Source organism: Pseudoalteromonas sp. AWM4_233 (assembly GCF_056158285.1).
In genome coordinates this window covers 2,738,421-2,759,828 of record NZ_JBSWSZ010000001.1, presented here as the reverse complement: position 1 = coordinate 2,759,828, position 21,408 = coordinate 2,738,421, and the positions used below count along the sequence as shown (strand labels likewise).

15 protein-coding genes are annotated in these 21,408 nt (G+C 42.3%); 10 read left to right on the top strand and 5 right to left on the bottom strand.

Going from position 1 to position 21,408, the window contains the following annotated elements:
* Position 1 precedes the first annotated feature (1 nt).
* The 4 genes from parE to ACXAC4_RS12265 all read left to right on the top strand — a co-directional run bounded on the left by parE (position 2) and on the right by ACXAC4_RS12265 (position 6,347).
* Complete coding sequence (gene parE, locus ACXAC4_RS12280; protein WP_058030634.1) at positions 2 to 1,891, top strand: DNA topoisomerase IV subunit B; 1,890 nt, start codon at positions 2 to 4, stop codon at positions 1,889 to 1,891.
* Between the two features lie 113 nt (positions 1,892 to 2,004).
* Entirely contained in the window at positions 2,005 to 4,302 is a 2,298-nt protein-coding gene (parC, locus tag ACXAC4_RS12275; protein ID WP_475161967.1) for a DNA topoisomerase IV subunit A, read from the top strand.
* 165 nt (positions 4,303 to 4,467) lie between these two features.
* The gene (locus tag ACXAC4_RS12270) at positions 4,468 to 4,926 is read left to right on the top strand and encodes a helix-turn-helix domain-containing protein (RefSeq protein WP_475161965.1); all 459 of its coding nucleotides are present in this window, start codon (positions 4,468 to 4,470) and stop codon (positions 4,924 to 4,926) included.
* A 113-nt stretch (positions 4,927 to 5,039) separates the two neighbouring features.
* Positions 5,040 to 6,347, top strand: coding sequence for a M20 metallopeptidase family protein (locus tag ACXAC4_RS12265; RefSeq protein ID WP_475161963.1), 1,308 nt, complete (start codon positions 5,040 to 5,042; stop codon positions 6,345 to 6,347).
* A gap of 51 nt (positions 6,348 to 6,398) precedes the next feature.
* On the opposite strand, the gene rluA is transcribed toward ACXAC4_RS12265, so the two are convergent.
* The 3 genes from rluA to ACXAC4_RS12250 all read right to left on the bottom strand — a co-directional run bounded on the left by rluA (position 6,399) and on the right by ACXAC4_RS12250 (position 10,140).
* The gene (gene rluA, locus ACXAC4_RS12260; protein ID WP_475161961.1) at positions 6,399 to 7,052 is read right to left on the bottom strand and encodes a bifunctional tRNA pseudouridine(32) synthase/23S rRNA pseudouridine(746) synthase RluA; all 654 of its coding nucleotides are present in this window, start codon (positions 7,050 to 7,052) and stop codon (positions 6,399 to 6,401) included.
* Between the two features lie 123 nt (positions 7,053 to 7,175).
* Complete coding sequence (locus tag ACXAC4_RS12255; protein WP_475161959.1) at positions 7,176 to 9,044, bottom strand: methyl-accepting chemotaxis protein; 1,869 nt, start codon at positions 9,042 to 9,044, stop codon at positions 7,176 to 7,178.
* Between the two features lie 181 nt (positions 9,045 to 9,225).
* The gene (locus ACXAC4_RS12250; RefSeq protein ID WP_475161957.1) at positions 9,226 to 10,140 is read right to left on the bottom strand and encodes a DMT family transporter; all 915 of its coding nucleotides are present in this window, start codon (positions 10,138 to 10,140) and stop codon (positions 9,226 to 9,228) included.
* Positions 10,141 to 10,365: 225 nt separating this feature from the next.
* On the opposite strand from ACXAC4_RS12250, the gene ACXAC4_RS12245 reads away from it, so the two are divergent.
* Positions 10,366 to 11,592: a response regulator gene (locus tag ACXAC4_RS12245; protein WP_475161955.1), complete on the top strand. Its 1,227-nt coding sequence runs from the start codon at positions 10,366 to 10,368 to the stop codon at positions 11,590 to 11,592.
* 26 nt (positions 11,593 to 11,618) lie between these two features.
* Here ACXAC4_RS12245 and ACXAC4_RS12240 read toward each other — a convergent pair whose 3' ends face one another.
* Positions 11,619 to 12,239 carry a hypothetical protein gene (locus ACXAC4_RS12240; RefSeq protein WP_475161953.1) on the bottom strand — a complete coding sequence of 207 codons (621 nt, stop codon included), beginning with the start codon at positions 12,237 to 12,239 and terminating at the stop codon, positions 11,619 to 11,621.
* 244 nt (positions 12,240 to 12,483) lie between these two features.
* Positions 12,484 to 15,378 carry an RNA polymerase-associated protein RapA gene (gene rapA / locus ACXAC4_RS12235; protein WP_475161950.1) on the bottom strand — a complete coding sequence of 965 codons (2,895 nt, stop codon included), beginning with the start codon at positions 15,376 to 15,378 and terminating at the stop codon, positions 12,484 to 12,486.
* A gap of 350 nt (positions 15,379 to 15,728) precedes the next feature.
* On the opposite strand from rapA, the gene ACXAC4_RS12230 reads away from it, so the two are divergent.
* The 5 genes from ACXAC4_RS12230 to ACXAC4_RS12210 all read left to right on the top strand — a co-directional run bounded on the left by ACXAC4_RS12230 (position 15,729) and on the right by ACXAC4_RS12210 (position 21,404).
* Positions 15,729 to 17,129: a PhoH family protein gene (locus tag ACXAC4_RS12230; protein ID WP_130256310.1), complete on the top strand. Its 1,401-nt coding sequence runs from the start codon at positions 15,729 to 15,731 to the stop codon at positions 17,127 to 17,129.
* Positions 17,130 to 17,550: 421 nt separating this feature from the next.
* Complete coding sequence (locus ACXAC4_RS12225) at positions 17,551 to 18,420, top strand: MBL fold metallo-hydrolase (RefSeq protein WP_475161946.1); 870 nt, start codon at positions 17,551 to 17,553, stop codon at positions 18,418 to 18,420.
* A gap of 218 nt (positions 18,421 to 18,638) precedes the next feature.
* Positions 18,639 to 19,787 (top strand): L-threonine dehydrogenase, encoded by a 1,149-nt coding sequence (gene yiaY, locus ACXAC4_RS12220; RefSeq protein ID WP_475161945.1) that lies wholly within the window; start codon positions 18,639 to 18,641, stop codon positions 19,785 to 19,787.
* Between the two features lie 149 nt (positions 19,788 to 19,936).
* Positions 19,937 to 20,734: a LytR/AlgR family response regulator transcription factor gene (locus ACXAC4_RS12215; protein ID WP_475161943.1), complete on the top strand. Its 798-nt coding sequence runs from the start codon at positions 19,937 to 19,939 to the stop codon at positions 20,732 to 20,734.
* Positions 20,735 to 20,864: 130 nt separating this feature from the next.
* On the top strand, positions 20,865 to 21,404 hold the full coding sequence (locus ACXAC4_RS12210) for a cytochrome b (RefSeq protein WP_475161940.1): 540 nt from the start codon (positions 20,865 to 20,867) through the stop codon (positions 21,402 to 21,404).
* Positions 21,405 to 21,408: the final 4 nt, after the last annotated feature.

Here is a 21,408-nt window from a genome sequence, read left to right as displayed (position 1 = left end):
CATGAGCCAGCAGAATTATAATGCCGAAGCGATAGAAGTTTTAAACGGGTTAGAGCCTGTAAAACGTCGCCCGGGAATGTACACAGATACCACTCGACCTAATCATTTAGGCCAAGAAGTAATAGATAACAGTGTTGATGAAGCATTAGCTGGCCACGCAACCAAGATTGATGTCATCCTGCATGAAGATAACTCACTAGAGGTTATCGATGATGGCCGAGGTATGCCGATTGATATTCACCCTGAAGAAGGCATTCCTGGGGTAGAGCTGATCCTAACTAAACTGCATGCTGGTGGTAAGTTCTCAAACAAAAACTATCAGTTTTCAGGTGGTCTACACGGGGTAGGTATTTCAGTCGTAAACGCCTTGTCAACACGTGTTGAAATTAGCGTGCGTCGTGATGCTCAAGTCTATGAAATGGCATTTGAAAACGGCGATAAAGTACAAGATCTAGAAGTCACTGGCACGGTAGGTAAGCGCAATACGGGTACTTCAGTCCACTTTTGGCCTGATGCAAGTTACTTCGACTCAGCAAACTTCTCTTTATCTAAACTTAATCACTTACTAAAAGCCAAAGCGGTTTTATGCCCAGGCTTACGTATTCGCTTTATCAATAAGCAAACCAAAGAAACGCAAGAATGGCATTATGAAGCTGGTCTTGAAGATTACTTAAAAGACGCAGCAAGTGGTTTTGAAGTATTACCAAAATCGCCTTTCACAGGCAGCTTTAGTGGCTCAACAGAAGGTGTCGATTGGGCGCTACACTGGTTACCTGAAGGTGGCGAGTCAATCGCTGAAAGTTACGTAAACTTAATACCGACAGCACAGGGCGGTACACACGTAAATGGTCTTCGCCAAGGTCTATTAGAGGCCATGCGTGAGTTTTGTGAATTCCGTAACTTATTGCCTCGAGGCGTTAAGTTAACTCCAGACGATATCTGGGATAAATGTAGCTACGTATTATCGGTGAAGATGCAAGACCCACAATTTGCAGGTCAAACCAAAGAAAAGCTATCTTCGCGTTCATGTGCGACCTTTGTATCGGGTATTGTAAAAGATGCATTTAGTTTATGGTTAAATGAGCACACAGAAACGGCTGAGCTACTGGCAGAATTGTGTATCAGCAATGCACAAAAGCGTATGCGCGCAGCGAAAAAAGTGGTGCGTAAAAAGGTTACATCAGGTCCTGCATTACCGGGTAAGCTGACCGACTGTTCGGGCAGTGAAACAGAACGCTCAGAGCTATTTCTAGTAGAGGGTGACTCGGCGGGTGGTTCTGCGAAGCAAGCCCGAGACCGTGAATTCCAAGCCATCATGCCACTGCGTGGTAAAATTCTTAATACTTGGGAAGTTGAATCAGGACAAATTCTAGCTTCTCAAGAAGTACATGATATTTCAGTCGCTTTAGGTATCGACCCTGATTCAACTGATTTATCGGGCCTGCGTTATGGCAAAATTTGTATTCTTGCTGATGCTGACTCGGATGGATTACACATAGCAACACTCTTGTGTGCGCTATTTGTTAAGCATTTCCCAACCTTAGTTAAAGCGGGTCATGTGTATGTGGCTATGCCGCCATTATTCCGTATTGATATTGGTAAAGAAGTTTATTACGCACTCGATGAAGACGAAAAGCGTGGTATTTTAGATAGAATTGAAGCCGAAAAAAAACGCGGCAAAGTGAACGTACAGCGATTCAAAGGTCTGGGTGAAATGAACCCAATGCAGTTACGTGAAACAACCATGGATCCTAATACGCGCCGTCTCGTACAACTGACATTAGACGAAGAAGAGCACACCATTGAAATGATGGATATGCTGCTTGCGAAAAAGCGCTCGGGTGACCGTAAATCATGGCTTGAAGAGCATGGCGACAGAGCCGAAGTATAAGAATAGATTTTAAAATTGAATAGCCGCTAAACGATTTCATCGCTAGCGGCTTTGTACGTTTTGTTCATTTCAATTAATGAAAGCGTATAAAGATAATAACAATAGGGCGCGATATGACAGATCCGCAAACCTTGTCCTTACAGGGCATAGAACAACAAACCATGGGGCGTTTTACCGAAGACGCCTACCTCAATTATTCCATGTACGTGATCATGGACCGTGCACTGCCGCATATTGGCGACGGTCTAAAGCCAGTACAACGTCGTATTGTATATGCGATGAGCGAGCTGGGTCTTTCAGCTGCTGCTAAGTATAAGAAATCAGCACGTACAGTCGGTGATGTACTGGGTAAATACCACCCTCATGGTGACAGTGCGTGTTACGAAGCTATGGTATTAATGGCGCAGCCGTTTTCATACCGCTATCCGCTCGTTGATGGTCAAGGTAACTGGGGTGCAGCGGACGATCCAAAGTCTTTTGCCGCAATGCGTTATACCGAAGCCCGATTATCTAAATTCTCAGAAGTGCTGTTAAAAGAACTAGGCCAAGGCACCGTTGATTGGACCCCGAACTTCGATGGCACCATGAACGAACCGCAAGTGCTGCCAGCACGTTTGCCTCATATCTTACTTAATGGCGTAACGGGTATTGCGGTAGGTATGGCGACAGATATACCGCCACATAATGTTCGAGAGTTAGCGTCTGCCTGTTGTACATTACTTGATAAGCCGAAAACAACTCTTGAAGAGTTGTTAGAACTCGTTCAGGCACCTGATTACCCTACCGATGCTGAAATCATCACGCCAAAAGCGGATATTCAGAAAATCTATACCACGGGTAAAGGCTCAATAAAAATGCGTGCGGTTTACACTGAAGAGCAAGGTGAAGTGGTGATCACTGCTTTACCGCATCAGTGTTCGGGCGCAAAAGTGTTAGAGCAAATTGCAGCGCAGATGACAGCGAAAAAGCTGCCTATGGTAGCAGATCTTCGCGATGAATCAGATCATGAAAACCCAACGCGCATTGTGATTGTACCTCGTTCAAATCGAGTTAAAGTCGAACCTCTGATGGCGCACTTATTTGCAACCACAGATTTAGAAAAGAGCTATCGTGTTAACCTGAACATGATTGGCTTAGATGGCAGACCGCAAGTTAAAGATTTACGATCAATCTTAGCGGAATGGCTTGTATTCCGCCGTGAAACAGTACGCCGTCGTTTGCAGTATCGTTTAGATAAAGTGCTTGCTCGACTGCACATTTTAGAAGGTTTAATGATTGCCTTCTTAAACATCGACGAAGTCATCGAAATCATCCGTAATGAAGATAATCCAAAAGCAGAATTGATATCGCGCTTTGGGTTATCAGACAAGCAAGCTGAAGCCATTCTTGATCTAAAACTTCGTCATTTAGCGAAGTTAGAAGAGATGAAAATCAAAGGCGAGCAAGATGAACTTGCGGCAGAGCGTGACAAGCTAGAGCTAACGCTTGGCTCTGATCGCCGTATGTCGACCTTGATGAAAAAAGAAATCCAAGAAGCCGCAGAGCTTTATGGCGATGAACGCCGCTCGCCTGTGGTTGAGCGTGGTGAATCAAAAGCGTTAAGTGAAAAAGACTTAATTCCTTCAGAAGCCGTTACTGTGGTGCTATCTGAAAAAGGCTGGGCACGTGTAGCCAAAGGCCATGATATTGATGCTGAAGGCTTGAATTATCGTTCAGGCGATGAATATAAAGCCTCAGCACGGGGTAAGAGTAATCAGCCTGCCGTATTCTTAGACAGTACTGGGCGCGCGTTTGCGACTGATGCGCATAGCTTACCGTCAGCCAGAAGCCAAGGTGAACCAATGACGGGTCGCTTTAGCTTAGCGGGTGGCGCGACATTTGAACACGTGGTGATGGGTGAAGAAGAAGAGCTTTACCTAATGGCAACCGATGGCGGCTATGGCTTCATCACTGGCTTTAATGACTTAGTCAGTAAGAATAAAAATGGTAAAGCGTTAGTAACTGTGCCGAAAGGAGCTGAGCTGATAGCACCTATCTCTGTGAATGATGTTGCAACCGATCGCTGTATGGCAATTTCGAATGAAGGTCGAATGCTTATTTTCCCACTGCGTGATTTACCAAAACTGGCTAAAGGTAAAGGTAATAAGATCATCTCTATTCCAAGTGCGAAAGTACAAGCACGTGAAGAGTTTGTCAAAGTACTCGCGTGTGTGCCTGATGGTTCATCGGTGACACTACATGCAGGTAAGCGCAAATTAACCCTTAAGCCTAGTGATTTAGAACATTACTATGGTGAGCGTGGTCGTCGTGGTAATAAACTACCAAGAGGGCTTCAACGTGTTGATGAATACGAGATTGAGTTTACTAAGGCTGAGCCTATAGAAGAGGCCCCATCAGAAAGCTCAGAGTAAGCATTTAAGCTTTGAAAGCCCGCAATTGCGGGCTTTTTTAATGGCTAATCGTATTAGCTAATCATCTGAACTATAAAGATAAAATTTCGTGTCGGGTAAAAGTCGTGGTTGAGTTGCTGTAGTTTGTTCATAGTTACCTCGTTGGAAGCAAGGAAACAAAAAATAATGGTTTTAAAACAATTAAGAGTCAGTCGACACTTAACCCAAGAGCAGTTAGCCGAAATGTCAGGTCTCAATGTTCGTACAATTCAGCGAATTGAAAGCGGACATAATGCCAGTTTGGAATCATTAAAATGCCTTGCCTCTGTTTTGGAAGTAGATGTAAATACACTGCAACAAACGAGGTTAGATATGAAAACACAAGAAGAATTATGGCAAGCTGCACCACTGTGGGTCAGATGTTGGTTTGCTTTAAATTATCTCAATTTAACGCCGTCAAAACGTGCGACAGTTCGGGCGTTGTTTACTTGCCACATAAGTGGTTATGTATTCTGTATAATAGGCTTAATAAGTCAGCCAGCACTGGCGGGCGGTATCATTATGTTGGGAGCCGGGTATTTCTTCAATTTTTGTTTATGGCTAGGTAATAAGTACAGTATCTGGAGTGATACTGAGCACAGTTAATTCATTATGTGCTGTCAGTTTCTAAAGTGAGTATTAGACCAGTTGCTATTGGCAGAAAGCGACTGAAACTGATAAGTTTAATGCTCACTTATTACACAAGATAAAAACAAAAAATGAAAAAACTGACTCTCAGCTTAGCCTTATTACTCAGTGCTAATATTCATGCCCTAGATTTAGATAAATCGGTTCAACAAAGTTTACCTAAACTGAATCAGCTTTATTTACATTTGCACCAGAATCCAGAATTGTCCTATCAAGAAGAGCAAACAGGCAAGCGTTTAGCGAAAGAACTAGAGCAGCTTGGTTTTGATGTGACAAGTAATGTGGGTGGTTTTGGCGTAGTTGGTTTATATAAAAATGGCAACGGCCCAACAGTGATGATCCGCGCGGATACTGATGGTCTTCCTATTATAGAGCAGACCGGAAAACCGTATGCATCAAAAGTGAAAGTGATAGATAAGCATAATAATCAGGTCGGTGTTATGCATGGCTGTGCTCACGATATTCATATGACCAGTATGATCGGTACTGCTGAGCAGTTGATGAAGCATAAAGACCAATGGCAAGGTACGCTGATGATGGTTGCTCAGCCTGCTGAAGAAGTCGGAGGCGGTGCCAAAGCCATGATCAAAGAGGGGTTATTTAAGCAGTTTGCAAAGCCTGACTATGTGTTGGGTTTACACACCAGTGCATCGCTTCCTGCAGGGCAAGTAGCAATAGCACCAGGTTATGCTTTAGCAAACGTGGATTCGGTGGATATTTCAGTCAAAGGCAAAGGCGGACATGGTGCTTACCCTCATACCACTATCGATCCTGTGGTATTAGCATCTCGCATTGTTTTAGGGCTGCAAACCATTACCAGTCGTGAGATTTCACCGCTCAAGCCGTCAGTTATCACTGTCGGTTCAATTCATGGTGGCTCAAAGCACAATATTATTTCAAATGAAGTGAAGTTGCAGTTAACGTTACGCTCGTATGATCCTGCGGTTCGCGAACAACAAATTGCGGCGATCAAGCGATTAACTGCTGGCATTGCGCAAAGTGCTGGGTTAGGAGAGTCGCTTTATCCTGAAGTGCTGGTACATGAATCGGAGTCTATTCCATCAACTTATAATAACCCTGAACTTGCAACTCGTATGACGAAGAGTATTAAACAGGAGTTAGGTGACTCGCAGGTTGTCAAAGCTGAGCCTGTTATGGCGGGCGAAGATTTTGGTTTATTTGGCCGTACCGAAGAAAACATTCCCATCACCATTTTTTGGCTAGGTGGGGTTGAGCCAAGCAGCTATCAAGCCGCCATGCAAAGTGGTGAGCCTCTACCTTCATTACACTCAAGCAAGTTTGCACCAGATTATGAACTGGCAGTACATACGGGTGTAAGAGCCATGACAGCCAGTGCTCTTGATCTTTTTAAGAAGTAGTATTATTCCTTAAAATATAAAATAGCCGCAAGATTACCTGCGGCTATTTTATTAAAAAGGCGAAGGCGTAGTAAAAGTCATCATCTTTTCAGTGCGAGGGTGCGCAATTTGCAACATCTCGGCATGCAGCTGTAAACGGTTCGCTGCTGCTAGTGCTTCATCTTTTGCATATAACCTGTCACCTAAAATGACATGACCCAGTGATAGCATATGTACGCGCAGCTGATGAGAGCGGCCAGTTATAGGAGTGAGTTTTACACGAGTTGCATCTGCCTCATGCGCTAATACCTCAAAATGGGTGAGTGATGGCTTACCACTTTCATGACACACCATTTGCTTAGGTCTATTTGGCCAGTCACAGGTCAAGGGTAAATCAACTGAGCCTGTAGACTGCGCTAATTTGCCATGCACACGGGCAATATAATACTTATTGGTCAATCTATCTTGAAATTGAATGCTTAAAAAACGATGGGCTTCTTTGTGCATAGCTAGACACAGCACGCCCGAGGTTGCCATATCCAAACGGTGCACGATACGTGCACTCGGGAAAACACGGTTTACTCGTGCAATTGCACAATCAGCATGTTTCGGGTCTTTACCAGGCACTGTTAACAGCCCACTAGGCTTATTGATGACCAACATATCGTCATCTTGATACAAAATATCTAAATATGGGTCTAGTGGGGGAGCATAGTTGAGTAGCACAGTAATACCTCGTTTTTAGCAAGGGCGCTATTCTACCCTAAGCAAGCAGCAATAAGCGAGTTAACTTCACATACAAAAACAGACCCAAAAGGGTCTGTTTAAAACTCTGGGGTTTGAGTGTCGCTATACCTTAAACTGTTCTAGCATATCTTCTTGATGAGCAATTTTATCAAACTGCGACTGCATGGTCTGGTCGACATTGGCAGCTTGAGAGAGCACAGTGTCTGAAATAATACGAATTTCAGAGGCATTGTCATTAACATCAGTGACTACTTGCCTTTGTTCGTGCAGCATATTGGCAATTTGCATGTTTAAATCAACAATATGCGCAATTGAATCTCGTATCGCATCAAGGGCATGCTTGGTTTCATCGGCTTTACCTACCGTTGTTTGTACCACTTGCTGACTTTGTTTCATCACTTGTACGGCGCTCATGGCACCAGCTTGGAGTTGATCAATCATTGACTTGATTTCTGTAGTCGCTTCTTGTGTACGCTGTGCGAGTGTTCTTACTTCGTCAGCCACCACAGCAAAGCCGCGACCTGATTCTCCGGCACGGGCTGCTTCAATCGCCGCATTCAGTGCTAGTAGGTTAGTTTGCTCGGCAATACCATTGATCACAGACAGAATTTGTTCGATACCACTTGTTGAGACTTCAAGCTCATTCACGACGTTAACAGCATCGCTTATTTGCTCTGACAATTGTGCGATTGAAGAGGTAGTTTCTGATACAACCTTTTGACCGTCTTGTGCTGCTGTATCTGTATTTTGAATCGCAGAAGCGGCCTCTTGGGCTGTGTTGGCAACACGCTGTTCAGTATCTGACATACTGGCTGTTGCTTCGACTAACGCACCTAACGCATTAACCTGACGCGAGATTTCTTGTCTAGATTGGTTTGCATCATTTGACGTTTGCTTCGCATCGGCAAGAATTTCACGACCTAGGCTTTGAATTTGCTCAATGATCCCTTGAAGACGAGCAGTGAATAAGTTGAAGTTTTCTGCAAGCTCTGCAAATTCAGGGTCGCTGTCTGTGTTCAGGCGTACAGTTAAATCAGCATTACCTTTTGCAATATTCGCCATCGCGTCATTTATGTCTTCGAGCGGTTTAAGCAGAATATTAATCACAATAGAAAGCAATACAACACCGATAATCACAAATAGAATAGTGAAAGTGATTGAGTCACTAGTTAAGTTATCAACCGCGGCAAATACTTTGTTTTTTTCTAGTGCCACGCCAACTAGCCAATCAAACCCTTCAACTTGTTGAAATACCAGAATGTGCTCTTTACCATTGAGTTCTATGCTTTGCATGGTTTGTTTGAATTGTGTGTTTCCTAAGAACTTTGAGGCTTTTTCACCATTTAATTTGCTATCAGGGTGAGAAATAATGGTCCCGTCTTTACTGACCATAAAGGCGAAACCTGCGTCAAATAAGTTGAATGAGTTAATCATATTACTGAGCTTTGCCAAGCTCACGTCAAAGAAAATAGCACCATGAAATTGACCTGACTTTTTAACCGGTGTGCCAATTGAAACGAGGATTTCTTTTGATACAGAATCAGCATATGGAGCAGTTACAATGAGTTTGCCTGCATTTTTTGCATCTTGATACCAAGGACGTTTTCTTGGGTCCCATGTCGGGCCGGGGTTCCAACTTGGGTCGCTGGCAACATATTTGCCCGTGCGCTCTTCACCATACCCTATCAAAATAAATTCTTGTTGCAGCTTCTGTTGGCTTAGTAGAGGAGCCGCTTGTTTTAAGCTGCCTGTTTGCGCCACTAAATCAGTGGTGAGGCTAGCCAAATTCGCACTGCCTTGCATTTGAGCTGTGACTGTGTTGCTGATCCCTTGAATAATTTCTGCCACGCTCTGCTCAACTTGTTTTTCAAGGTTACTTTTCAGCGAGAAGTATTGTTTTATAGACAGCACAGTCAGTGCAAGCAGTAAGACCAGTGAGGATATGACGATGATTTTGTGTTTAAACTTCACACATAACTCCAAAGGCCTGAGGCCAGTCATTTATTATTATTAAAGTTTTGATTTGTATCTGTTGATTTGTGAGTGATAACTCAGCGCAATCACTCACTTAGCTAAATGCTAAACCCTACTAAAGTCTAGGGTTTAAATGCTTAAAACACAACCTAACTCAAAGAGTAAAATTAAAAGAGTTTTATTGTTTGCTGGTATTGATTAAATAGACAGCTGAAAGAGCCAGCGCGCCGCCAATAGCAACACTCAAAGGAATGGTTTCTCCAAAATACCAAACAGATAATCCCATTGCGGTTACGGGGACCACAAAGATAAATGAACTAGAGCGGCTCGGCCCTATTTTTTGATTTGCCAAGAAAAACACACTAGTGGCAATACTGACCACAATCACAGACAGAAATAGCATATGGTGCCAATAAACTTCAGGAAAGTGAGACACTGACGAAAGTGGATTTAAATCAAAGGCAAATATATAACTCAATATACTGGCCCATAAGTACATTAACGCGCTAAATGTCATAAAGTCGGCAAATTGTGTACCACGTTGGCTGGCAAGTGTTAGAAATGCCCATGAAAGTGCTGCGAGTACAAAAAATAAGTTACCAGATGCAAAAATCTGCTCGGTATCAAAATGCCAAACCTCAATCATCATCATGCCACCTGCAAGGCCTAATAACATACCCACAAGCTGCAAAGGCCTAAACGTTTGCTGATTAAAAATAGCAGCAAGCGCAAATGTCATAATGGGGTTTATGGTTGTAACCAGCATGCCGCCTTTACCAGGTAAACCGTCATGTAAGCCTAGGAAGAATAGTTGGTTATAACTTGCCAGTAATAACCCAGCAGGTAAAGACCAAAAGAGCGCGGGCTTTGCAAAGCGTAAGTTTACCAATTTTAACTTTTTAACTAAGAAAAGAATGGGGAGCATACTAACGGTAGCCAGTGCAAGTCGATAAAAAACGGTGAGCTTTGCTGGGGCCATATCGGCAATGATTTTTCCTGAAATCCAACTCGCGCCCCAAAATAGCATTGCGGTCACGAGTGCGAGAATAACGGGTGCATCATTAGAGTTTTCTGACTGCTGCAAAGAGTGCATGGTTTTCCTTTAAAGTCCTAATCTAGGCAATAATGTTTTATATCATACTTATTTCAGTTTTATTCGAAAAAGCGGATGAAAAACACTGGTTTTACCGAGCTTTTACAGGGCGATTAAAATGTTTGATCTAAGTCGTTTTAAGTATTAAATATATTGGTGTTTTTTTAGCCTTTTCAACTTCTATTTCTATACTTCAAATAATACAAGGTCAAAATGGTGAAAAACATGGATATCAAAGTACTCCTCATTGACGATGATAACTTTATTCATAAAGTGGTGAGAAAAGCAGCGGATGGGGTATTTAGTGTTTGTCACGCATACAACGGACCTGAAGGCTTTGAAATAGCTAAGGCTGAACAACCCGATGTGATTTTGCTCGATGTTGAAATGCCTGGCCAAAATGGTTATGAATGCTGCGAGGTCTTGAAGTCTGACAGTGCAACGAAAGAAATTCCAATTGTATTTTTGTCAGGAAAAACAACTTTAAGAGAGCGCATGCTAGGCTACGAGGCCGGTGCTGATGATTATCAACTCAAGCCTTTTGATACCGTTGAATTAATTGCTAAATTGAAGGTGTCAGCCAAATATAAAACAGAGCGAGATTCATTAAAAACAGAAATAAAAACGGCGCATAACACCGCGATGGATGTGATGACTGGCAATAGTGAGCTTGGCTTGGTGATGCGCTTTGTTGAAATGACCTATGGTATTCGCCAGTTAGATTCATTGGCAAAACAGTTGCTCGAACTAACGTCTAGCCTAGACTTGAAATGCTCAGTGCTGTTTGATTTTAATGGCAAGGCATTTACCTATTGCAGCTCAGGTTTACTGTCGCCCATAGAGCAAGAATTGCTAGAAAGCTGTCGAACTAATAAGCGGTTTATTGATTTTGGTTGCCGTACGATTATCAATTATCCAAAAGTAACCTTACTTGTAAAAAACATGCCTTTAGACAGCCCTGAAAAATATGGGCGATTCAAAGATGTTTTGCCTACTGTTTTAGGTGCCACCGATGCCAAACTTAGATTGATGGAAACCAATGATCTCTTGCTGAAACAAGGCGAGAAAACCCATTTTGCTTTCACCAATATTCGCCATTTATTACAAGATCTTGTCAAGAGCTTACATGTTCACCAAGCAGATGCGGGAGAAAGTATCGAACGCCTTGCCACGAGTATGCAATTTGAATTACCCAAGCTTGCGCTCGAACCAGACCAAGAAGAGTTTATCCTCGACTCTATCACTAACACCTTTGATGAAGTTTCTGAGCACTTAAGTAACTCAAACGAAGTGAATATTACGTTTGTGCACATTTTAAAAGAGATGAAATCACTAGTTGGAGATTTGGAAGGCGTGATTTCAGCAACCCAGCAAGACATCTGCTTTATGCAAGGTGCCGAGGTAGATATTGACGATGAAGACGGCTATCAAATGGACGTGGAGCTATTTTAATGCCGCTCTGTCTATGCGTCGGGTTGCTATTCTGAGAGTAGATTATCTATATCATTGATGGCGTTTTGATAATGCATAATCATGAACGATTCTTGCGCGATGAGTTCTAAAAGTAAGTTTCTCATCAAATACAGCGTTTCTAGTAAATGCTCTTTTCTGACAGATTCTCTTGTGTAAAAAATATCGCCTAATCGAGCTAAAGTGGCTTCAATACTCAGAGCTTGTAAGCGATATAAAGTCGACAACAAAGATACTGTTTCTATGTGCATATTAGAAGAAATCCCCGATTGCTTAAGTGCATCCCAGGCGGAATTTCTTAACATATCTTGCACTAAACCGTTTGGCATCTGGTTTAGGATAAACTCCCGTTGTTTATTACTTTGCGAAAATTCGGGAGGATTATTTATGGCTGATTCAACTTTACTCAGCACTTGCTGGTGATATGGTTGCCATTGCTCTAATAAAGCTTTGTTTGCAGTTAATTCGGCTTTTATGAGTTGCAGGGCACGGACTTTTTCTTGATCTTTTTTAACTTGCGAATGCATTTCACTTAAAAATAAAGCCAATAGTACACTGAATACGATTAACCCAGATTCAAATAAAACTTTGATGATATTTGCCCGCGCTTTTTTTGTTTTAAAAATCATCGTCTACCCTTGAAGTTTAATGCCAACCCTATTTTAGTTAATAAGATTGTTAAAAGCATAATAAGGCTGTATCTAAATGGGGTAAATAGCAAAAAGATAAATTGACGATGAGAAATCATCAACTTTCAGGTAATAAGAAATATTAGCGAGCTAGGTTAACACAATTGAAATCTGCTTGAAGGTTTAGGAAACAGTTTAAGAGAGAAGAAAAAGAGGCCAGCTATAGGCTGACCTCACAGGGAATTTAGTGAGACACCACAATTAAACGGATAGCATCAAGTTTCAATTGCGCTTTTTCAATAAACTCATCTAATTGCGCTTTTTGCTTATCGAAGACCTGAATTTCTTCATCACGAATATTCGGGTTGATTGATTTTAGTGCCACAAGACGACCTTGCTCTTCATTTAATGACGTTTGCATTTTTTCTTGTGCAGCAGCTTTTAGCGTCACTAACTCAGCACCCGCCAATTCATTCGCTTTAGTAATGAGTGGGTGGATCGCAGCTTGTAAAGCATTTGCCAATTTACTACCCGTTTGGCGGCCAACTGCCGAAAGCTGATTGTTGAATGCATCGAAGGCCACATTTTCAGCTAAGTTATTGCCTGCTTTATCAAGTAATACACGAATAGGTGTTGGTGGTAAGAAACGACCAACTTGTAACGCTTTTGGTGCAGAGGCCTCAGCAACAAAAATTAACTCAACAAAGAAGGTCCCTGCAGGCAGCTTTTTGTTTTTAAGTAGTGCTACAGACGCACAACCAAAGTCATCATCACAGATCATGTCCATGGTGCCTTGTACCATAGGGTGATCCCAACTGATGAATTGCGCATCTTCTTGAGAAAGAGAGGTTGCACGGTCAAACGTTACAGTAATACCATCATCGCGCAAACACGGGAAAGACGGGTTAAGCATGTGCTCTGTTGGCTTCAAGATAATGGTGTTTTCGCCTTTATCTTCTTGGTTTACACCAAACATATCAAACACATTGATCATGTAAGCAGGTAGCACAACATCGTCATCCAGTTGTTCAATTTCAGCGGCTAATGCATCTGATTTACCTTGGCCACTCGAATGAAGCTCTAATAAACGGTCACGCCCTTGCTCCATTTGTTTTCGCAGTTGAGCATTCTGTTTTGCAGCTTGCTCTAAAAGTGGGTTTAGTTCTTCTTCATCACAGTTATGCTCACTAATGAACTCTAATAAATCATCGCTGAACTCTTTGTAAAGAAGCTGTCCCGTTGTGCTGGTGGTTTCGAATGCATCTAGGCCTTCATGGTACCAACGCAATAACACTTCTTGCGCGGTATTTTCAAAGTAAGGCACATGAATATTGATGTCGAACTTCTGACCAATGCGGTCAAGACGACCAATACGCTGCTCTAGTAGGTCTGGGTTGAGCGGTAAATCGAACAGTACAATGTTATGTGAGAATTGGAAGTTACGGCCTTCAGAACCAATTTCAGAACATAGTAATACTTGCGCACTGTCGTATTCGTCGGCGAAGTAAGCGGCTGCACGGTCACGTTCAACAATGCTCATGCCTTCGTGGAAAACCGCTGACTTAATAGCCTCGCGTTCACGTAAAATTTGTTCAAGGCTAATTGCGGTTTGTGCTTCGGCACAGATCAACAACACCTTTTCGTGCTTAAGCTCTTTGAGTTTAGCAATTAACCATTCAACCCTAGGGTCAAAACCTGCCCAGCTACTGCCAGCGCCTTCGAACTCTTGGAAGATTTTTTCAGGGAACAGGGCGCGTAATGCAGACTTTTCAGGTGTTTGAATGCCACCCATATTACCCATTACAGACATGGCGGTTTTATATTGCTTAGGTAACTCAACCGGGTAGCTATGTAATTTACGGCTTGGGTAACCATCAATACCACTGCGGCTATTACGGAATAAGATACGGCCTGTACCGTGGCGGTCTAATAGCATCGACAAGATTTCTTGCTTAGCTGCGTCATCACCGCTTTGCGCTTTGGCTAGTAATTCAGTGATGTCAGTTTCTTTTAACAGGGTCTTTAAAGTCGTCTGATTTTTTTCATCTAACTCGCCTTGCTGTAAAAGCTGATTAGCGGCATCAGCCACTTCTTTATAGTGGCTTTCTTCTTCAACAAAAGCATCGTAATCGTAGAAACGGTCTGGGTCTAACAGCTGCAGACGAGCAAAATGACTGTAGTGGCCAAGTTGGTCTGGCGTTGCTGTTAGAAGAATTAAGCCAGGAATATCTTGGCTAAGCTCTGCAATACGCAGGTATTCTGTGCTTGGCTTTTCTTTAGTTACCGTTAAGTGGTGCGCTTCATCGATGATCAATAGATCCCAGTCAGCCAAAGTGGCTTGCTCAAACCAGCGGCGTTTTTTAGTAATGAACTCAAGACTCACTAATACCAGTTGCTCAGTCTCGAATACGTTTGGAGAGTCAGCAAATGCTTCGTCACAACGTTCTTCATCGAAGATAGAGAAGTACAAGTTGAAGCGACGCATCATTTCAACTAGCCATTGGTGCTGAAGGTTTTCAGGTACCACAATTAGTACTCGGCTAGCACGGCCAGTTAAAATTTGCTGATGTAAAATCATGCCTGCTTCGATGGTTTTACCCAAACCAACTTCATCTGAAAGTAAAACGCGTGGTGCGTGACGCTGGCCTACTTCATCAGCAATATATAACTGGTGCGGAATAAGGCTAGCACGTTGGCCAATTAGGCCTTTTAAATGCGATTGCTGACGGGTGAACTGGTGCTGCCATGTGTTATAGCGCAACGTATAACGGTCGAATCTGTCAATTTGACCAGCGAATAAGCGATCTTGTGGCTTATTAAACTTAATAAAGTGGTCTAAAAACGTTTCTTTTAACGTGGTTTTTTCTTCTGTATCGAGGCGAATACCGTGATAGCTCAGAATGCCATTTTGTTCTTCAACGGTTTCTACCTCAAGTTCCCACTCTTCGACACTGCGAATAACATCACCGGGATTAAAAATTACACGGGTAACCGGTGCTTCTTGTACTGAGTAAACGCGGTTTTCTCCACTGGCAGGGAATAAAATCGTAAGCTGTCGCCCCTCTAAAGCTACGATGGTACCTAATCCTAAATCTGATTCAGTATCACTGATCCAGCGCTGACCTAAGGAAAAATTCATGTTTGTCTCGACTTAGCAGAAAAAAGGCGGCTATGTTAACCGTAAGCAAGGGCCTATTCAATCTTGTTTCTCAGGCAATTTTATGCTTTTGAGGATCCATTAGCGCGCAGATAAATCATTGCCTTTTAAGATAGTCGAAATCTTCTGATTTAGTGAAGGGAATTGATCTGTGTATTGAGCTTTTGGTTTGAGCAAAATTCACGCCTTAAAGGTAAATACACTCTATTTCTGTCATAAAACAGACTTTTATGACAGATAGGCTAAACTTACAGTGTGGCCATGAGTTTTTGATGGCAACGTCATCAAAAGCCATGGCTGTCGCGGTATCAATGCAACGATAGGAAGATGCTATGGTAAAAGCTCAAGATGTCGATAAAAAAATGTACGTGCTCGACACTAACGTACTACTCCACGAACCCCTCGCATACCTCTCTTTCCAAGAACACGATGTAGTCGTCCCCATGACAGTGTTAGAAGAGCTTGATCATATTAAGGATAGAAAACGTGATGTAAGCCGTGATGCACGTGTTGCTATACGCGGTCTTGAAGATATTTTAAGAGATGCCTCTCCAGAACAAATGTTAGAAGGGGTGAAACTTCCAAACACAACTGGTGAGCACAACTCAGATAATTGTGGTCGCCTTGTGATCATCAACGACCATTTATTTCCTGATAATGTCTCCGGTTTGCCGGGTAATGAAAACGACCACAGGATTATTAACTGTGCCATTCATTTACAGCAGCAACATAAAAGTACCAAAGTTGTACTGGTTACTAAAGACATTAACATGCGCCTCAAAGCAAAAGGGGCCGGACTGAAGTTTGTAGAAGACTATCGAACAGACCAACTCATTGACGATATTAAATTGCTCAGCTCGGGATTTAAAAAGTTCCAAGGCGATTTTTGGCAAAGTGTTGGCGAGTGTAGCTCAGAGCAGCAAGGGCGTTATACGCTGCATCATATTCCTAAAGAGCGCATTGAAGACGTTTTCAGCAATGAGTACATCGTTGATGAAACTGAGCATTTTGCTGCACGTGTTGTGGGATATGACAATCAACATATCACTTTAAAAGACTTAGGGGTAGAGCGTCTTATGCACCAACAAGCTTGGGGCGTTTCACCTAAAAATATTTATCAAGGCATGGCACTCGATGCCTTGTTAGACCCAGAAATAGAGTTGGTCATTCTGACGGGCCCAGCAGGGTGCGGTAAGACACTCCTCGCTTTAGCTTGTGCGTTGGAGATGGTGATTGAGAAAAAGGTCTATGACAAAGTACTTGTTACTCGTAATACGCCTGAAATCGCTGAGAGTATAGGTTTTCTTCCCGGCACAGAAGAAGAGAAAATGGCACCTTGGCTTGCAGCCATTACCGATACCCTTGAAGTGCTTCATAAAAATGATGAAAGCCCTATTTCAAGCCGTAACTACATTATGGAAAAGGCCAACATTCAGTTTAAGTCAGTAAACTTTATGCGTGGGCGAAGCATTCAAAATGCAGTGGTGATTTTGGACGAAAGCCAAAACTTAACTGCTTCGCAGTTAAAGACCATTATTACCCGATGTGGTGAAGGCACAAAGCTCATTTGTACGGGTAACTTGGCACAAATAGACAGTAATTATCTGACCCCAGTGACCTCGGGTTTGACTTACTTAGTTGAACGGTTTAAACATTTTGAAGGTAGCGCCACCATCAATCTGAACGGTGTAGTGAGAAGTCGTTTGGCGTCATTTGCCGAAGAAAACTTATAGTGTAATTAAATATTCTCTATTCAAATCAATGCTCACCTCGGTGGGCATTTTTTATAGCAGTTTTAAACAATCCTTTTATGTTTTTATTTCGTAGCTATATTTTGATACAGGCTGTTTGAGTATACCCAAACCACCTCAAGATACGAGGTTCAGCGAGAATTGATTGGCTGTAAGACAAGGCATCGATTTGATGGTCTAGTGGTTCTAAATCGAAAATTGATAACGCAGTATGAAAGCCAATCAAACTCGACCAAGGGAGCGTGCTTTCAGTCCTATTTCATCGTCAAAGAACTTGGAAAGGACTCGTCATTACGCTGCGTCCTTTTCCTTGAACTAAAACAGAAGGCAGCGCTCTGAATCATGCATCTTGAGGAAGTTTGGGTATATAAGCAGTTAATAATAACGAAAATTGAGAGTCATCATGAAAACAATATCGATTTTAATCGCGGCGTCTTTACTCAGCGCGTCGTTTACAAGCATCGCAAACGTCAAATTTAAGCTAGAGGCATTGTCTGAAAACCTACATGTGCTTTATGGGCGAGGTGGTAACATTGCCATTAGCACCGGAGATGATGGCATTTACTTAGTAGACGACCAATTTGCCAAGCTCAGTGATGACATTAAAAAACAAATTAGCCAGTTAAAACCTGGTGCGCCAGAGTTTGTGATTAATACACATCACCATGGCGATCACACTGGTGGAAACGAAAACTTTGCCAAAGCGGGGAGTCATGTCATAGCGCATCATAATGTGTATGACCGCTTGGAAGAAAAGCATGGTGAAGGGTCTAAATATTTGCCTATTTTAAGTTTCAGCCAAGATATGACGCTCCATTTTAACAATGAACACGCGCAGCTTTGGCATTACGCCCATGCTCACACTGATGGCGATGCGGTCATTTTTTACAAAAATGCCAATGCAGTACACATGGGAGATATTTTCTTTAATCTAGGCAGTTTACCTTTTGTTGATGTCGACAGTGGTGGTTCGCTTGATGGCGTGATAAATGCGGTAGAGCAAACCTTATCAAGAATAGATGGCGATACTAAAGTGATCCCAGGTCACGGCCCTGTTACTAACAAGCCGGCGCTCGAAACTTATCGAGCATTATTGCTAAAAGCTAAAAGCGTCATGGTATCAGCGATGAGCGGCGGCAAATCGCTTGAAGAGGTGCTTACTGCAAAGCCGCTGTCAGCGTTGAATTTAACTTATTCAAATTGGTTACCAGAAGAGCGAGTGACCACTTTGTTTTATAGAAGCTTGAGTGCGCCACACCATAAACATCAATAGGTATTTCTTGTTATTTCTTACATCAGCGAAGATGTTACTTCGCTGATGTATTAACCATCTATGGTTGTCTTCTAACCACTAAGACTAAAGTGTATGTCCCTGATTAAACACATTTGCTCTGGATCAATTCTTTGACTTTATTCTGCTGTCACACTTATTGATGTAGTAAGAGTTCAGTATTAAGAGTTCAAAATCTAATTGAATGGGAAATTCACATTATGACTTCAGCGTTTTATATTCCAACAGTAAATCTTATGGGTGCAGGTTGTTTGAAGGATGCCGCCGACAGCATTCAAGCACAAGGTTTTAAAAAGGGCCTTATCGTTACCGACCAAGTATTAAATAAAATTGGTGTTGTGGCTCAAGTGCAAGCTTTATTAACTGAACGTGACGTGCAAACGGCTGTTTTTGATGGCACGCAACCAAACCCAACCATTGGCAATGTTGAAGATGGGTTAAGCATCTTATCTGACAACCAATGTGATTTTGTTATATCACTGGGTGGTGGCTCTCCGCATGATTGTGCAAAAGGCATCGCATTAGTTGCTGCTAATGGTGGAAAAATTGCTGACTATGAAGGCGTGGATCAATCTGCAAAGCCGATGTTACCGCTGATTGCAATTAACACCACCGCAGGAACCGCATCAGAAATGACGCGCTTCTGTATCATTACCGATGAAGCGCGCCACATAAAAATGGCCATTGTTGATAAACATACTACGCCGCTTATTTCAGTAAACGACCCAGAGCTGATGTTAGCAAAACCAGCGTCATTGACAGCTGCAACGGGAATGGATGCGCTGACACACGCCATTGAAGCGTATGTATCAATTGCAGCGACACCGATTACAGATGCAGTTGCAATTAAAGCTATTGAATTAATTCAAGCCAATCTACTTGAAGCTGTACAAAACGGTGAAAGCATTGAAGCGCGTGAGCAAATGGCTTATGCACAGTTTATGGCGGGGATGGCATTTAATAATGCATCGCTTGGTTATGTTCATGCTATGGCACACCAATTAGGTGGTTTCTATGATTTACCGCACGGTGTATGCAATGCAATTTTATTACCTCACGTTCAGCGCTTTAATGCTAAGGCTTGTCCTGAGCGACTAACGGATGTGGCAAAAGCCATGGGCGTTGATGTGAGTGCTCTGACAGCAGAGCAAGGTGCAGAAGCGGCGATTGATGCTATTGTTAAATTAGCGGCTGATGTGGGTATTCCTTCTGGTATTGAGCAGCTAGGTGCCAAAGCTGATGATATTCCGACCTTAACTGAAAATGCATTGAAAGACGCGTGTGGCTTTACTAATCCAATTCAGGCTACTGCAGAGGAGATTTCAGAAATCTTCCGCGCTGCAATGTAATTAATAGAACGAATTTGCTTTTTAGATGTCGAAGCCTTGGTATATGTGCCAAGGCTTTTTTGTTTTGGGGGTTCGCTTTTACTTTTAGCTGAGGATTTTTTATCCTTGTGCTTTTATTTTCTAGCCGTTTCAAATTTCAGGGCCAAACTATGTTTAGTAAAATTGTAAAACTTAAAGATTATCAATTACTCACATTAGGTTGGTTAGGTATGCTATGTATGGTGTGTTTAAACTGTACAGTGCATAGTTTATTTATTGCTAAACAGCGGGTTGATATTGTTTCCTCTATTTTCTGGTCATTGCAAGAGTTCGGTATTTGGTTGCTGATCACGCCGTTTATTTGTTTTGCTCTACAGCGCAGTATGAAATTAAAACAATTAATCTCAGTGGGTTTTTTCGCGCTTACATGCGTGTTAACTGTAAACACGAGCCTTGATGTTTTAATAGAGCAGACTGCATGGCAAGAAAGCCTTTTCTATAATTGGCATAAACATGCCATTGCTTATTTGGCCATCGTCACTTTAGTGCATTTTAAAAGCCGGTTTGTCGATGTAAATCGGGCTCAAAGTAGCGACTCAGTTGCTCAAACGTCTCGATTATTTGTTAATCAAAAAGCGGAAGAAAAAACAGAGCTACAAAGGTTGCAAATAGAAGAGTTTGATATTGCGTTTGCCGATATTTACTTTGCAAAAGCCGCGGGCAATTATGTTGAGTTACATACCAAGCAAGGTATGTCACTGGTTCGCACAACCATGAAAGAGTTAGAAAACAGCTTACCTGCTCAGGCTTTCTATCGCTGCCATCGCTCTTACCTTGTCAATCTTTCTCATAGTGCAAAGCTAGTCAATGCGCGCTCGGGTCATGGTCTATTGGTGCTCAATAACGACATTGAAGTGCCAGTCAGTAAAAGTAATCGTTCAACAACTAAAATGCTCTTAGGCCTTTAAAAATAAAGGCTAGGGACGAATGGATGAATAACCTTTTGTCCCAAACCTTATGAGTTCGTCACATAGAGCTGGGTTGGGTAGAATCAATTTTATATAGTTTTCATCATCAAAATTCTGAGGAGAAAACAATATGAATAAGCCGTCACTTACTCTAACGACTCGCTTACTACACTGGTCGGTTGCGCTCACTATGCTAGGTTTGATTAGTGTGGGTTATTACATGGTGAACTGGGAAGTATGGTCCTTGTATCCTATTCACAAAGCGCTAGGTGTTATCGCTCTATTGTTAGTATTACCACGTGCAATTTACCGTATTAAAAAAGGCTTCTTACCTGCTGATGACAATGCATCAGAGGCACTTAATAAAGCCATTCATTTCGCCCATTGGGGTTTACTAATAGGTACCTTGTTAATGCCAGTAAGCGGTATGCTTTACTCAGGCTTTGGTGGGTACGGTATCGATGTGTTTGGTCTGGCTTTAGTGCCAAATAACTATACAGAGAATGGCGCAGTACCTTTCAATGAGACTATTTTTGTAGTTGCTAAAGCTGCACATTCTTATATTGCTTATGCGTTAACAGGTCTGATTGCATTACATATGCTGGGTGCCATTAAGCATCATGCGTTTGATAAAGACACGACATTACTGCGCATGTTAGGCCGTGCTTAATTAA